This is a genomic window from Nocardia sp. CA-135398 (assembly GCF_050955845.1).
Taxonomy (GTDB): Bacteria; Actinomycetota; Actinomycetes; order Mycobacteriales; family Mycobacteriaceae; genus Nocardia.
In genome coordinates this window covers 3100077-3113613 of the sequence record NZ_CP192084.1, presented here as the reverse complement: position 1 = coordinate 3113613, position 13537 = coordinate 3100077, and the positions used below count along the sequence as shown (strand labels likewise).

Below are 13537 nucleotides of genomic sequence, written 5' to 3'. Positions count from 1 at the left end.
GGGTGTTCATTCGCCGCAGCCGGTCGAGCAGCCTGTGGCGACGGGTTCGGGGGTGGGGGCGCCGATGCGGGGCAGGCCGAGGCCGACGCCGATGGGGTCGGTTTTGGGGGTGATGCCGCGTTCGTGAGCATCACCGGCGCGGGTCCGGCGGTGGGTTTTGACAGGGCCGTCGGCGATCAGATGGTGCGGGGCCGCGCCCGTGATATCGACGGTGATGATGTCGCCGGGGCGAACCTTTTCCGCAGCGCCCTCGGGGCGGAAGTGCACGAGTCGGCCGTCGCGGGCACGGCCGCTCATTCGGGCGGTCGCGGCGTTCTTCTTGCCCGCGCCCTCGGCGACCAGCAATTCCACCTCGGTGCCGATGAGCGCCTTGTTCGCGTCGAGCGAGATCTCCTCCTGCAGCGCGATCAGCCGTTCGTAGCGCTCCTGCACCACCGCCTTCGGCAGCTGGTCGGGCATATCCGCGGCGGGCGTGCCGGGCCGCTTGGAGTACTGGAAGGTGTAGGCGCTGGTGAATCGCGCCTGACGCACCACATCCAGGGTCTCCTGGAAATCCTCCTCGGTCTCGCCGGGGAAGCCGACGATGATGTCGGTGGTGATGGCGGCATGCGGCATCGCGGCCCGCACCTTCTCGATGATGCCGAGGTAGCGCGTCTTGCGGTAGGACCGCCGCATCGCCTTGAGCACCCGGTCCGAACCGGACTGCAGCGGCATATGCAGCTGCGGGCATACATTCGGCGTCTCGGCCATCGCCTCGATCACGTCATCGGTGAATTCGGCCGGATGCGGCGAAGTGAAGCGCACGCGCTCCAGCCCGTCGATGCGCCCGGCCGCGCGCAGCAGTTTGGCGAAGGCACCGCGATCGCGCGCCTCGTCCGGATCGGCGAAGGACGCACCGTAGGAGTTCACGTTCTGCCCGAGCAGCGTGACTTCCAGCACGCCCTGATCGACCAGCGCCTGCACCTCGGCGAGCACATCGCCCGGACGGCGGTCGACCTCCTTGCCACGCAGTGCAGGGACGATGCAGAACGTGCAGGTGTTGTTGCAGCCGACCGAGATCGAAACCCAACCGGCATAGGCGGATTCACGCTTGGCGGGCAGGCTCGACGGGAACGCCTCCAGCGATTCCAGGATCTCCACCTGCGCCTCGGCATTGTGCCGCGCGCGTTCCAGCAGCACCGGCAGCGATCCGATGTTGTGCGTGCCGAAGACCACATCCACCCACGGCGCCTTGCGCACGACGGTGTCGCGGTCCTTCTGCGCCAGGCAGCCGCCGACGGCGATCTGCATGCCCGGCCGGTCGGCCTTGATCGGGGCGAGGTGGCCGAGCGTGCCGTACAGCTTGTTGTCGGCGTTCTCGCGCACCGCGCAGGTATTGAAGACGACGAGATCGGCCGTCGCGCCCGGCGCGGCCTTCACATAACCCGCATCCTCGAGCAGGCCCGACAAGCGTTCGGAATCGTGCACGTTCATCTGGCAACCGAAGGTGCGGACCTCGTAACTGCGCGCACCGTCCGCGGCCGCAGGGGCGGGAGACAGCACTGCCTGTCCGATCGAATCCACCCGTCCAGGGTACGGGGGTGCGCAACGCGGGTTTTCAGCGCATCGGCGCAGGCTCCGGGCCCCGCCGGGTCGCATCAGTAGGGTTACGGCGCTGTGTCGTATCGGCGCGGCGTCACGGTGTGTCGCCGAAACCCGGGCAAATCGCCGTTTTCCGCTTAAGGTCTTGGACCATGACCGACGACGCCACCGCACCCGACACAATCGGGTTGGCCAAAACCGGGGCAGCTAGTGCTGATGAGGGCAGTACCGCCACAAGCGCGCCGATGATTTCGATGCGCAATGTGCAAAAGCACTTCGGTGACCTGCATGTACTGCGCGATATCAATCTCGAAGTCCCCAAGGGGCAGGTCGTGATCGTTCTGGGTCCCTCGGGGTCCGGGAAGTCGACACTGTGCCGCACCATCAACCGACTCGAGCCGATCGACTCCGGCGATATCGCCATCGACGGCGTGCCACTGCCCGCTGAGGGCCGCGCGCTCGCCGCACTGCGCGCCGATGTCGGCATGGTGTTCCAATCGTTCAACCTCTTCGCGCACAAAACGATCGTCGAGAACGTGATGCTCGCGCCGCTGAAGGTTCGCAAGGTGAAAAAGGAGGACGCCCGCAAGCGCGCGATGGAGCTGCTCGAGCGGGTCGGGATCGCCAATCAGGCCGATAAGTATCCGGCGCAGCTCTCCGGCGGCCAGCAGCAGCGCGTGGCGATCGCCCGCGCGCTGGCGATGAGCCCGAAGGTGATGCTGTTCGACGAGCCGACTTCGGCGCTCGACCCGGAAATGGTCAACGAGGTGCTCGACGTCATGGTGTCGCTGGCCAAGGAGGGGATGACGATGCTGGTCGTCACCCACGAGATGGGCTTCGCACGCAAGGCGGGCAATCGGGTCCTGTTCATGGCGGACGGGCTGATCGTCGAGGACGACACACCCGAGGTGTTCTTCACCGCGCCGAAGTCCGACCGTGCCAAGGATTTCCTCGGCAAGATTCTGAGCCACTGAACCGAGCAATCAACGCAGCCGTAAAGACCTCGGCCACCGTAATCACCAGAGGGAGAAGGAACACGATGAGGATCAACCGTTCGCTTCGACTCGGCATCGGGGCGGTCGCCCTGACGCTGGCCGCAACAACCGCCGCATGTGGCGGTGGTAGCGACAAGTCCGCACTCGACAACGCCAAGGACGGAAAGCTCACCGTCGGCATCAAATTCGACCAGCCGGGCCTCGGCCTGCGCAATAAAGACGGCTCCTACAGCGGCTTCGACGTCGAGGTCGCCAAGTACGTCGCGGGCAAGCTCGGTGTGAAGCCGGAGAACATCACGTTCAAGGAGTCGCCGTCCGGCCAGCGCGAGACGCTGATCGAGAACGGTCAGGTCGACTATATCGTCGCGACCTACTCGATCAACGACGCACGGAAGCAGAAGGTGGACTTCGGCGGACCGTATTACGTTGCGGGCCAGTCGCTTTTGGTTAAGGCCGACAACAGCAGCATCAACGGTCCCGATGATCTGAAGGGTAAGAAGGTCTGCTCGGTCAAGGGCTCCACCCCGGCTCAGAACATCGAGAAGAACTATCCGGGTACGCAGCTGCAGACCAACGACACCTACTCGCTGTGCCTCGAGGGCCTGCAGGCCGGTTCGTACGACGCGGTGACCACCGACGACATCATCCTGGCCGGTTACGCCGCGCAGAGCGCGGGCACGTTCAAGGTCGTCGGCAAGCCGTTCACCACGGAGAACTACGGCATCGGCCTGAAGAAGGGCGATAAAGAGCTGCGCGACAAGATCAATGACGCGATCGAGGCCATGATCGCCGACGGGTCGTGGAAGAAGGCGTTCGACTCCACGGTCGGCCTCTCCGGCTACCAGGCGCCAACGCCGCCGACGGTGAACCGGTACTGAGATACGTGATCGGGTGGCCCGCGCGGGCCACCCGATCTTTTGGCTACGAGCAACCTGTACATAGCGCGCGGAAGGACGATCTCCGGCCGCCGCACAATCCGATCGGAGGGACGCGAGCACGTGTTCGACCTGATCTCGAGGTATGACGTCCTCGGCGCCTTCTGGGTGACCATCAAACTGACCGCGGCGTCGGCGGTCCTGGCCCTGATCCTGGGCACATTCGTCGCCGCGATGCGCGTGTCCCCCGTGCCGGTCGCCCGTTTTCTCGGCGCCGCCTATGTCACCGTCTTCCGCAATACCCCGCTGACGCTGATCATCGTGTTCTGCTCACTGGGCCTCTACTCCACCATGGGCTGGAAGCTCGCACCGGAGGGCCCGAACTCGCTGGCGCAGAACAACTTCCGCTACGCCGTACTCGGACTCAGCATCTACACAGCGGCCTTCGTGTGCGAGTCGTTGCGCTCGGGCATCAACACCGTGCCGATGGGCCAGTCCGAAGCGGGCCGCTCACTGGGCTTCACCTTCACCCAGAATCTGCGAATCGTGGTGCTGCCGCAGGCATTCCGCTCGGTCATCGCCCCACTGGGCAGCGTGCTGATCGCGCTCACCAAGAACTCCACGATCGCTTCGGCGATCGGCGTCGCCGAGGCCGCCACCCTGATGGCCAAGATGAACGAGAACGAGGCCGCCCTGATCACCATCGGCTTCATCTTCGCCCTCGGCTTCGTGATCCTGACCCTGCCGACCGGCCTGCTGTTCGGCTGGCTGGCCAAGCGATTCGAGGTGGCCCGATGAGTGCCGGAGCTTCGGTTCTGTTCGATGCGCCCGGACCCCGCGCGCGCATCCGAAACCAAATCTATTCCGTCATCGCGGTCATCGCGGTGCTGGCGCTCGGCTGGGTGTTCTACCGCGGCTTCGCCGATAAAGGGCAGTTCACCGCGGAGAAGTGGAAGCCGTTCATCGAGGTGGACGTCTGGAAGACCTATCTGCTGCCCGGCCTGCGCGGCACCCTGGTCGCGGCGCTGCTGTCGATCGTTTTCGCGCTGGTGATCGGCATGGTCTTCGGGATCCTGCGCCTGTCGGATCACCGGGTGGTGCGCTGGGTGGCGGGCGCGATCGTCGAGGTGGCCCGGGCCATTCCGGTGCTGATCCTGATGATCTTCCTGTTCTACGTCTTCTCCGATTACAAGGTGTTCAAGGTCGATCAGCTCGCGCTGTGGGCCGTGGTGATCGCGCTGACCGTCTACAACGGTTCGGTCATCGCCGAAATCGTGCGGGCGGGCATCAAATCGCTGCCGAAGGGACAGACCGAGGCCGCGGTGGCGCTGGGTCTGCGCAAGGGGCAGCTGATGCGGTTGATCCTGCTGCCGCAGGCGATTACCGCGATGCTGCCCGCATTGATTTCGCAAATGGTTGTCGCGCTGAAGGATTCGGCGCTCGGTTATCAGATCACCTACCTGGAGATCGTGCGTCAGGGCTCGCAACTCGGTGCGGCCGAACGCAATACGGTGCCCGCACTGATGGTCGTCGCCGTCGTGATGATTCTGCTGAACAGCACGTTGACGGTCGTGGCCAATAAGCTGGAGCAGCGGTTGCGCTCGCGCAAGCGGACCAAGGGCGCGGCCGTCGTGGCGGCCGACTCGATTCTGACCGACGCGACTCCGGGGATGGATATCACGAAGAAGTCGTGAGTCCAGCGGGTCTGAGCGCGAGCGGGACAGATTCGGGTGGATAGGCGGCTGCTGCCACCGAGGTGGCTGCGCGGACGAAGGCCGCCACCGCCGGTGAGTGGCAGCTCTGCGGCCAGGCAACTGCGAGGGTGGTCGGTTTCAGGTCGGTGACGGGGCGATAGGCGATGCCGGGGCGGGGGTGGCGGCGGGCGACCGAGGAGGGCGGGAACCAGATGCTGTTGCCGAGTTCGACCAGGTTGAAGATTTGTGCCAGATCCCGGACGAGACGACGGGTTTCGGAAGGCGGCGCGAGGCCCTCGCGGTCGGCGGGAACTCCGTCGGGCAGCGTTCGACCGGCCAAGTCGGCCAGGCACAGGGTTGCCCGGGCGGCGAGCGGATCGGATGCGGCCAGCGCGACCAGCCGGGGTTCGGTGAGCAGCGGTTCGACGTCCAGACCACGGTCGTCGTATGGGGTGGACAGCAGGGCGACATCCGCACGGCCCTGAAGCAGGGTCGGAACCTGCTCGCCTCGACCACCCAGGATCAACTCCACCGGGACCGCCGCTTCGTGGAGGTGATATGTCTCGAGGATCCGCGGCAGAAGTCCGCCGTCGTAGTCGGCCTTGAGCGCCAGCCGTAACCCTGGTGCGGGCCTGCCGACGTGGCGGGCACGCTGCGCCGCCGCCGCGACGGCATCGAGTGCGGTCCGCGCGTCGCGGAGCAAGGTCTCGCCGGGCGGGGTGAGCACGACGTGTCGAGTGGTGCGCTCGAAAAGTTGCACGCCCAGTTGACGTTCCAGTTCCCGGATCGCCCGGGACAGGGGTGGTTGCGCCATCCCCAGTCGGTCGGCCGCGCGTCCGAAATGCAGTTCCTCCGCGACGGCCACGAAGTATCGGAGTTGCCGAACCTCCAGATCACTCATATCCCCACGGTATCAACGCTTATCGAATCGGTCCTTCAGGTTCGGTGCCGCGCCGACTTGACTGGCCAATGCCAAATCACTCGAGCAGAGGTCGTCATGATCGTTGTTACCGCACCTACCGGCACCATCGGCCGTCAGGTCCTCCCGCATCTCCTCGCCAGCGATGTGCCGGTCCGCGTCATCGCGCGTGATCCCGCACGCCTGCCCGCCGAAATCCGCGAGCGCGTGGAAGTCGTAATCGGTTCGCACGGGGATATCGATGTCGTCACCAAGGCATTCGCGGGTGCCGATACCGTATTCTGGCTGCTTCCGCCGGATCGGCAGACCGCGAGTCTCGACGCGGCCTTCCTGGATTTCACCCGGCCCGCCTGCGAGGCATTCAAGAGCCAGGGCGTCCAGCGCGTGGTCGGAATTTCGGCCCTCGGGCGCGGTGCCGCGTCAGTCGGGAACGCCGGACTGGTCACGGCATCACTGGCCATGGACGATCTGATCGCGAGCACCGGCGTGAATTACCGCGCGCTGGCGATGCCGTCGTTCATGGACAATTTCCTGCAGCAAATCGAGGCGATCAAGACTCAGGGCGTGTTCTTCGCACCGCTGTCCCCCGATCTGAAACGCCCCACTTGCGCAACCCGCGATATCGCCGCCGTCGCCGCCGAACTGCTGCTCGACGACTCGTGGCATGGATACGACAGCGTCCCCGTGCTCGGCCCAGAAGACCTGTCCAGCAACGACATGGCCCGAATCATGTCCGAAGTGCTGGCCCGCCCGATCCGGTTCCAACAAGTCTCGGGTGAAGCCTACAAAGCCACCATGCTCGAATCCGGCATGTCCGAGGCCTTCGCCCAGGGCATGTACGACATGCTGGAAGCAAAGGAGAACGGCCTCGACAACGCCGAACCCCGCACCCCCCGATCCACAACCCCCACCACCTTCCGCCAATGGTGCGAGGAAGTCCTGGCCCCCGCCCTCCAGCTCTAACTGCCAGGCCAGCCCGGAAGCAGCTCCCGCGAGCTCAGCGGGGCAGTCTGCCAGGGCGGAGCCAGGGTCCGGCTCCGTGAACTGCCCTGGGCCAGCTCGGCTTCCGCTGCGGTCCGGCGCGGATAGACTGCCGCCGCGACGTGTCAGTGGGCGCACAGCCGAGACCTGTCGCAGCGCCAACTGGCTGATAGCCGGGGGTCATTCGGGGTCCCCCGCGTCGAATTGCGCTTGTGCGAGTTCGGCTTTCACTACGGTGAAGGCGGTGGATTGGTTGTAGCCGCGGCGGGCGAGCATGGCGACGAGACGGCGGATTGTTTTGTCGCGGTCCAGGTTCGCGGGCATGGTGCGTAATTTGCGGCGGACCAGTTCGGTGGCTCGTTGTTCCTCGTCGTCGGCGGTGATGGCCTCCAGGGCGGAGGCGGCGTCGGACTGGGATACGCCTTTGCGGCGAAGTTCTTGGGCGAGAGCTTGTTTGCCCTTGCCGGAGAAGGTGTGGCGGGAGTGCACCCACTGTTCGGCGAATGCGGCGTCGTCGATCAGGCCGACCTCGGTGAAGCGGTCCAGGGCGCGTTCGGTGATTTCGGGCGTAAAGCCCTTGGCCGCGAGACGCTGCGCTAATTCGGCACGGCTGCGGGCGCGGACGGCGAGCAGGCGAAGACACGCCTCCTTCGCCTGCTCGACCGTCCCGCCTTGGGGGCGGCGCTCTGCACGGGACCGCGGATCATCCCCGCCTGCGTGGGGAACAACGGCACCTGTGTGTTGCGTACCCTCCTCGGATCCGGCCGCCACCGGACCCGCCCATCGGCCTTCGTAACTCTGGATGTCAGCCGAGTGGGAGTCGTTGCGCCGGAACTCGTTCGGGCGCCCGCGACCGCGCCGGGACCCAGTCGAACGCGCCCGCTGCGGATCGGGCGCGCTCGACCGAGTTCCCATGATGTCCGAATCGGCCAAACCACCTTCGGCCAACCGGACCCGTCTATCCCCCTGCCCCCGCCCCCGAAAACCCGATCCCCCCGAATCCCCTCGTCCCGCCCCGGACTCGTCCGACCGGAAATCCTCAGCCGCCGACCACCGCACCCAATCCGGCTCGGGCTCGCCCGAACCGGTGGGAGTTGAGACGGGTGGGCGACCTGAGGCGGAGAGTAGTTCGTTCAGGCGGCGGCGGACCTCGATTACCGGATCGGGTCGCGTTGTATCGGGTGCGTCCCGGGTGGGGTGTGGGGTTGGGCGCCGAGGGGTCATCGGATCAGAAGTCGGCGGGGACCTCGGCGGCCGCGCCTTCGGCGGTCACGTCGGCGCCGATGCCGAGCTTTTCCTTGATCTTCTTCTCGATCTCGTCGCGGACGTCGGTGTTCTCCAGCAGGAACTTGCGGGCGTTCTCCTTGCCCTGGCCGAGCTGATCGCCCTCGTAGGTGTACCAGGAGCCGGACTTGCGGATGAAGCCGTGCTCGACACCCATATCGATGAGCGAGCCCTCCTTGGAGATGCCCTGGCCGTAGAGGATGTCGAATTCGGCCTGCTTGAACGGCGGCGAGACCTTGTTCTTCACGACCTTCACGCGGGTACGGTTGCCGACCGCGTCGCTGCCGTCCTTGAGCGTCTCGATGCGGCGCACATCCAGGCGCACCGAGGCATAGAACTTCAGCGCCTTACCACCGGTCGTGGTCTCGGGCGAACCGAACATCACGCCGATCTTCTCGCGCAGCTGGTTGATGAAGATGGCGGTGGTGCCGGAGTTGTTCAGCGCACCGGTCATCTTGCGCAGCGCCTGGCTCATCAGACGCGCCTGCAGACCGACGTGGCTGTCACCCATCTCGCCCTCGATTTCGGCGCGCGGTACCAGCGCGGCCACCGAGTCGATGACGATGATGTCGATCGCGCCCGAGCGCACCAGCATGTCGGCGATTTCCAGCGCCTGCTCACCGGTGTCGGGCTGGGAGACGAGCAATGCGTCGGTGTCGACGCCCAGCTTGCGGGCGTAGTCGGGATCGAGCGCGTGCTCGGCGTCGATGAAAGCGGCGACACCGCCCGCGGCCTGGGCATTGGCCACCGCGTGCAGTGCGACGGTCGTCTTACCCGAGGACTCCGGACCGTAGACCTCGATGATGCGGCCGCGCGGCAGACCGCCGATGCCGAGCGCCACGTCCAGGGCGATGGATCCGGTCGGGATCACCGAAATGGGCTGGCGCGCCTCCTCACCGAGACGCATCACCGCGCCCTTACCGAAGCTCTTCTCGACCTGAGCCAGCGCCAGCTCGAGCGCCTTGTCACGGTCGTACGCCTGTGGTGCCATATCCTGATCCCCTTTTCGACGGGTAAGTCTCGTTCTTGGTTGGCGCCCACATTAGAGGGCGGCACCGACAAGTTCTGGCGACCAGCCTAGACGAACAGGTGTTCGAGTCAAGCGACGCGCCCGACAACACGCACCCCGAACTCCCCGAGCACGGCAACCGCCGCGCTACGGCCGGTCGCAGCCCCTTTCCGAGCGCCGAACACCCATCACCGCCCCAGCGAAATCCGATCACTGTCCAGCAACGTCTGCGCCTGCTTGTACACCCGCAGCGCGGGCGTCACCTCCACATCCGTGATCCCATCGAGCGCACCCAGCCGCTGCGTGACATATCGGTAGAGGTGTGCGGTATCGCGGCACATCAGCGATGCCATCAGATTGGTCGGCCCGGTGGTCGCGGCGATGAAGACGATCTCCGGATGGGTCGCCATCGCGGTGCCCACCGCCTCGAGATCCGCCGGTCGGGTGCGCAACCACAGCGCCGCCCGCACGGCGTACCCCATCCGTTCGATCGCGAAATCGAGATCGAAGTACAGCACCCGGGATTCGACGAGTTCGGCCATGCGGCGCGCCACTCTCGTTGCGGTCCAACCGATTTCGGCGGCGATCCGAGCGTACGGCGCGCGACCGTCGCGACCGAGCAGCGCCAGCATCGCCTCGTCTTGCGCCGAAAGCTCCACCGGAGCTTCCGGTCCGGTATCGGCCCGCCACAACGGCCGCGGGCCGAGTTCGCGCAGTTGCGCCGCGGTGAACAGGTGCCCGAAATGCGGCCACTCCTCGTCGAGCGGGAAACGGTGGAGCACCTCATGGGCCGTCAATCCGATCACCTGACTGGCCTGGGGCAACGTCTGCATCAACAGCTTGTCGCGCCGCTCGACCGAGCGCGGCCTGCTGACGCACGTCACCTCGGATCCGGTGGACAGCAGGGTGACCCAGCTCAGATCCGGAAAGCGAGCCAGCGATTCGGCCAGCCGGGCCGCCTTGTCCGGCGTGGACCGCAGCCGGATCACCCAGCGCGCATGCCCGAGCGGCACCGCGTTGACCTGCCCCGCCACATGCAAGATGCCGCGCTGCCGCAGCGATCGGTAGCGCCGCGCCACCGTCTGCTCCGAAACCCCGAGGATGGCGCCGAGCTTGGCGAACGGGATGCGCGCATCGGTCACCAGTGCGTGCAGGATCTGCTTGTCGAGGACATCGAGTACGGAGGAATCCGCGCCCTCTTCGGATTGCATAGGAGGAATCTAACGCAGACTGCCCTGTGGCTATGTGGATATCAACGCCTGTCGCACTCTGAGTGTCGATATCGTTCGAATCGCCTCGGAGGCTCCCGTGAGGAAATGGCTGCCCTTATTCGCCGCGTGCCTGGGCACGCTGATGCTGCTCATCGACGTCACCATCGTCAATGTCGCGCTGCCCGACATCGCCGCCGATCTCGGTACCGGCCTATCCGGACTGCAGTGGGTGATGGACGGGTACGCGCTCGCGCTGGCCGCGCTGCTGCTGGTGCTCGGTTCGCTGGCCGACCGAGTCGGTGCGAAGCGCGCCTATCTGGTCGGCCTCGTCGTCTTCGCACTCGCATCGCTGATCTGCGGGATCGCCGATACCTCGGCAAGTCTCATTGCGGCGCGGGCACTTCAGGGCATCGGCGGCGCCGCGATGTTCGCGACCACGTTGTCGCTGTTGAACTCCACCTACACCGGCCGTGATCGTGGTGTCGCCTTCGGCGTCTGGGGTGCGGTCTCGGGTGCGGCGGCCGGAATCGGGGTGGTGCTCGGCGGTGTGCTCACCGAGGCGCTGTCGTGGCGTTGGATCTTCCTCGTCAATCTGCCGATCGCGGTATCGGCGATCGTATTGACCGCCATCGTGTTCCAGCCGTCGCCGCGGCAGGCGGATCGGGCCATCGACGTGCCCGGCATGCTCGCGTTCGCGACCGCAGCGACGGCGGTCACCTATGGCGTCATTCGCGGCGGTGAGCACGGCTGGTCCGATCGTCCTACGCTGCTCGCCCTGGCACTGGGCGTGGTCGCGCTGGTGGCCTTCGTATTCATCGAATCCCGCAGCGCGGCAGCGATGTTCCCGCTGGCACTGCTCGGCAATCGCAACTTCGGGGCAACCCTGGTCTCCGCATCCGGCCAGACGTTCGCGGCCTTCGCCGCCACTCCCTTGATTTCGCTCTGGCTGCAGCAGCAATTGCATATGTCGCCCATGCGCGCCGGACTTGCCATGCTGCCGATGGCGGCGACGGCATTCGTGGTCGCCGGTGCGTTCGGCAAACTGCTGCACGACGTTTCGCCGAAGTGGACGATCGGCGCGGGCCTGGTGCTGGTCGGTATCGGCACCGGGCTGCTCACCCTCATCGACACCGAATCATCGTGGGCCGCACTGGTTCCCGGATTTGTGGTGATCGGCGCGGGTATCGGCATCAATGCGCCTGCGCTGGTCGCGGTGGGGATGGCGGCGGTGCCGCCGCAGCAGGGCGGGATCGCCGCGGGCGCGGTGAACACCGCACGTCAGCTCGGCCTCGCATTGGGAGTTGCGGTCCTCGGCACGGTATTCCGCGAGGTCGCCGACGACAGTCGGCCGATGACATTGTCGCGCTTCGTGGATGGGTTGGATGCGGCGTTCGGCGTCGCGGCCGGAGTCGGAATCGCGTTCGGCGTGATCGCATTCGGTCTGTTCCACCGTCAGCGCCAGGTTGCCGACGCTCCGGCCCAGCCGGAGGCCGTCGTCGCCTGAGCACCAGCCAGCGTGGCCGCATCAGTCCCCGCCAGGCCGGGCACCCCGCACACGCGGTGCCCGGCCTGGACGGGGCGCCCGACACTGCCCATTACTGTTGTGGCAGCACGGATTCGTCGCCTTCCGGGCGCGGGCCGCGGATGCGGCGGTCGGATTCGTCGATGCGAACATCGTTGATGCTGGCCTCGCGCCGCGACATCAGCCCGTCCGGGGTGAACTCCCACTGCTCGTTGCCGTAACTGCGCCACCACTGGCCGGATTCGTCATGCCATTCGTACTGGAAGCGGACCGCGATGCGGTTGCCCTCGAATGCCCAGAGGTCTTTGCGCAGTGCGTAGCCGTTTTCGATGGACCACTTTCGGGTGAGGAATTCGACGATGGCGGCGCGTCCGGTGAAGAACTCGTCGCGGTTACGCCACACCGAATCCTCGGTGTATGCGGCCGCAACGCGCTCGGGATCCCTGGTGTTCCACGCATTCTCGGCGGCACGAACCTTTGCCTCGGCGGATTCCACGTCGAACGGCGGCAACGGAGGTCGCATTGCAATTTCCTTCTCGGATGACGGGGTCAGGGGTTGACCGGGGAGAGTTCGGCGGGGCCCCAGCGGAGCGGGCCCGCGCCGGATACTTCGACTACTTCCGTAATGGCGAAGTCGATCGAGCACTGAGCTCCGGCGGTGAAAGTTTCCGGCGCCCAGGACAATTCGGCGGTGCCGGTGAGCTGGAGGGTTCCGCCGGTGGTCCAGTCCGGGATCAGGATGCCGCAGCGTGGGTTCACCGCGATGTTCCCGAGTGTCATGAACATCGAATTGCCCTGGTAGTCCGGCCATCTCAGCCGGGTGGGCGAAAGTACCTGCAGGAATCCGGGATTCCCGCCGCGATGGGAGGCATCGGCATTGCCATCGGCATCCGCGGTGGCGACGAAGAAGGTATCCGCCGCGGCGATCAGTGCACGCTGCCGCGCATCGAGTTCCGTGCCGTGCCGGGGCGCTGGCGGGTCGATATCGGGGCGATATGATTCGATCTGCCTGCGCGAGATGTACTTCGGACAGTTCGAATACACCTGATCGACGGTAATCCGCAGTCCCGTCTCCGTCGGGGCAGTCGATCCGTTGACGCGCATTCGCCTACGCCGCTGCGGCTGCAGCGCGATCATGCCGATCCGAGCCGGACGAGCCAGCGCATCGCGTAGCGGATCCTCGGCGGCCGGAACTGCGTCGATCGCGATCGTCTCTGCATCGATGACGTGCACGAACCCCGGCGATCCGACCAACGAACCCGCCCACATCCGACCTGCCAGGTCCGCGGCCGCGATTACGACGATCGACTGCTGCGCCAGGAAGTCCGCCGCGATATCCGGGATTTCGGCGCGAATCATCCGTCCCACCCGATCGGCGATATGCGCCTGGCCCATTCGCTGCTGCACGGCGACCTCGCCCGAGTGGAAGTGGGTCATCAGATCCTCCTGAAGTGTTCGACAGCGCT

The 13537-nt window shown here is 66.0% G+C and carries 13 protein-coding genes; 6 read left to right on the top strand and 7 right to left on the bottom strand.

Going from position 1 to position 13537, the window contains the following annotated elements:
- Positions 1 to 6: 6 nt before the first annotated feature.
- On the bottom strand, positions 7 to 1563 hold the full coding sequence (miaB, locus tag ACQP1T_RS13655) for a tRNA (N6-isopentenyl adenosine(37)-C2)-methylthiotransferase MiaB (RefSeq protein ID WP_433760439.1): 1557 nt from the start codon (positions 1561 to 1563) through the stop codon (positions 7 to 9).
- Positions 1564 to 1826: 263 nt separating this feature from the next.
- Here miaB and gluA point away from each other — a divergent pair, with 263 nt between their 5' ends.
- From gluA to ACQP1T_RS13635, 4 genes are all read left to right on the top strand, one after another.
- The gene (gene gluA, locus ACQP1T_RS13650) at positions 1827 to 2555 is read left to right on the top strand and encodes a glutamate ABC transporter ATP-binding protein GluA (protein WP_433762191.1); all 729 of its coding nucleotides are present in this window, start codon (positions 1827 to 1829) and stop codon (positions 2553 to 2555) included.
- 65 nt (positions 2556 to 2620) lie between these two features.
- Positions 2621 to 3454 (top strand): glutamate ABC transporter substrate-binding protein, encoded by an 834-nt coding sequence (locus tag ACQP1T_RS13645; RefSeq protein ID WP_433760438.1) that lies wholly within the window; start codon positions 2621 to 2623, stop codon positions 3452 to 3454.
- A gap of 120 nt (positions 3455 to 3574) precedes the next feature.
- Complete coding sequence (locus ACQP1T_RS13640; protein WP_433760436.1) at positions 3575 to 4249, top strand: amino acid ABC transporter permease; 675 nt, start codon at positions 3575 to 3577, stop codon at positions 4247 to 4249.
- Positions 4246 to 5145: an amino acid ABC transporter permease gene (locus tag ACQP1T_RS13635; RefSeq protein ID WP_433760435.1), complete on the top strand. Its 900-nt coding sequence runs from the start codon at positions 4246 to 4248 to the stop codon at positions 5143 to 5145. The genes ACQP1T_RS13640 and ACQP1T_RS13635 overlap by 4 nt, the downstream gene beginning before the upstream one ends.
- Here the strand turns inward: ACQP1T_RS13635 and ACQP1T_RS13630 are convergent.
- Positions 5129 to 6046, bottom strand: coding sequence for a LysR family transcriptional regulator (locus tag ACQP1T_RS13630; protein ID WP_433760433.1), 918 nt, complete (start codon positions 6044 to 6046; stop codon positions 5129 to 5131). The genes ACQP1T_RS13635 and ACQP1T_RS13630 overlap by 17 nt on opposite strands.
- A gap of 96 nt (positions 6047 to 6142) precedes the next feature.
- On the opposite strand from ACQP1T_RS13630, the gene ACQP1T_RS13625 reads away from it, so the two are divergent.
- A complete protein-coding gene (locus ACQP1T_RS13625) occupies positions 6143 to 7027 on the top strand; it encodes an NAD(P)H-binding protein (protein ID WP_433760431.1) in 885 nt (294 codons plus the stop codon).
- Positions 7028 to 7225: 198 nt separating this feature from the next.
- Here the strand turns inward: ACQP1T_RS13625 and recX are convergent, their stop codons facing one another.
- The 3 genes from recX to ACQP1T_RS13610 all read right to left on the bottom strand — a co-directional run bounded on the left by recX (position 7226) and on the right by ACQP1T_RS13610 (position 10549).
- On the bottom strand, positions 7226 to 7816 hold the full coding sequence (recX, locus tag ACQP1T_RS13620) for a recombination regulator RecX (RefSeq protein ID WP_433760430.1): 591 nt from the start codon (positions 7814 to 7816) through the stop codon (positions 7226 to 7228).
- A 457-nt stretch (positions 7817 to 8273) separates the two neighbouring features.
- Entirely contained in the window at positions 8274 to 9320 is a 1047-nt protein-coding gene (gene recA / locus ACQP1T_RS13615; protein ID WP_433760428.1) for a recombinase RecA, read from the bottom strand.
- A 206-nt stretch (positions 9321 to 9526) separates the two neighbouring features.
- Positions 9527 to 10549 (bottom strand): Lrp/AsnC family transcriptional regulator, encoded by a 1023-nt coding sequence (locus ACQP1T_RS13610; RefSeq protein ID WP_433760426.1) that lies wholly within the window; start codon positions 10547 to 10549, stop codon positions 9527 to 9529.
- A gap of 97 nt (positions 10550 to 10646) precedes the next feature.
- Between ACQP1T_RS13610 and ACQP1T_RS13605 the strand changes: the two genes are divergently transcribed.
- Complete coding sequence (locus tag ACQP1T_RS13605; protein WP_433760424.1) at positions 10647 to 12053, top strand: MFS transporter; 1407 nt, start codon at positions 10647 to 10649, stop codon at positions 12051 to 12053.
- A gap of 91 nt (positions 12054 to 12144) precedes the next feature.
- On the opposite strand, the gene ACQP1T_RS13600 is transcribed toward ACQP1T_RS13605, so the two are convergent.
- Both ACQP1T_RS13600 and ACQP1T_RS13595 read right to left on the bottom strand, forming a co-directional pair.
- Complete coding sequence (locus ACQP1T_RS13600; RefSeq protein WP_433760423.1) at positions 12145 to 12594, bottom strand: nuclear transport factor 2 family protein; 450 nt, start codon at positions 12592 to 12594, stop codon at positions 12145 to 12147.
- 26 nt (positions 12595 to 12620) lie between these two features.
- Positions 12621 to 13508 (bottom strand): pyridoxamine 5'-phosphate oxidase family protein, encoded by an 888-nt coding sequence (locus ACQP1T_RS13595; RefSeq protein WP_433760421.1) that lies wholly within the window; start codon positions 13506 to 13508, stop codon positions 12621 to 12623.
- Between the last annotated feature and the right edge of the window lie 29 nt (positions 13509 to 13537).

Coding starts and splice junctions, on each gene's coding strand:
- ACQP1T_RS13645 (WP_433760438.1), top strand. CDS start 2,621: ATGAGGATCAACCGTTCGCTTCGACTCGGCATCGGGGCGGTCGCCCTG.
- ACQP1T_RS13625 (WP_433760431.1), top strand. CDS start 6,143: ATGATCGTTGTTACCGCACCTACCGGCACCATCGGCCGTCAGGTCCTC.
- ACQP1T_RS13600 (WP_433760423.1), bottom strand. CDS start 12,594: ATGCGACCTCCGTTGCCGCCGTTCGACGTGGAATCCGCCGAGGCAAAG.
- ACQP1T_RS13595 (WP_433760421.1), bottom strand. CDS start 13,508: ATGACCCACTTCCACTCGGGCGAGGTCGCCGTGCAGCAGCGAATGGGC.
- ACQP1T_RS13610 (WP_433760426.1), bottom strand. CDS start 10,549: ATGCAATCCGAAGAGGGCGCGGATTCCTCCGTACTCGATGTCCTCGAC.
- gluA (WP_433762191.1), top strand. CDS start 1,827: ATGATTTCGATGCGCAATGTGCAAAAGCACTTCGGTGACCTGCATGTA.
- ACQP1T_RS13630 (WP_433760433.1), bottom strand. CDS start 6,046: ATGAGTGATCTGGAGGTTCGGCAACTCCGATACTTCGTGGCCGTCGCG.
- ACQP1T_RS13635 (WP_433760435.1), top strand. CDS start 4,246: ATGAGTGCCGGAGCTTCGGTTCTGTTCGATGCGCCCGGACCCCGCGCG.
- recA (WP_433760428.1), bottom strand. CDS start 9,320: ATGGCACCACAGGCGTACGACCGTGACAAGGCGCTCGAGCTGGCGCTG.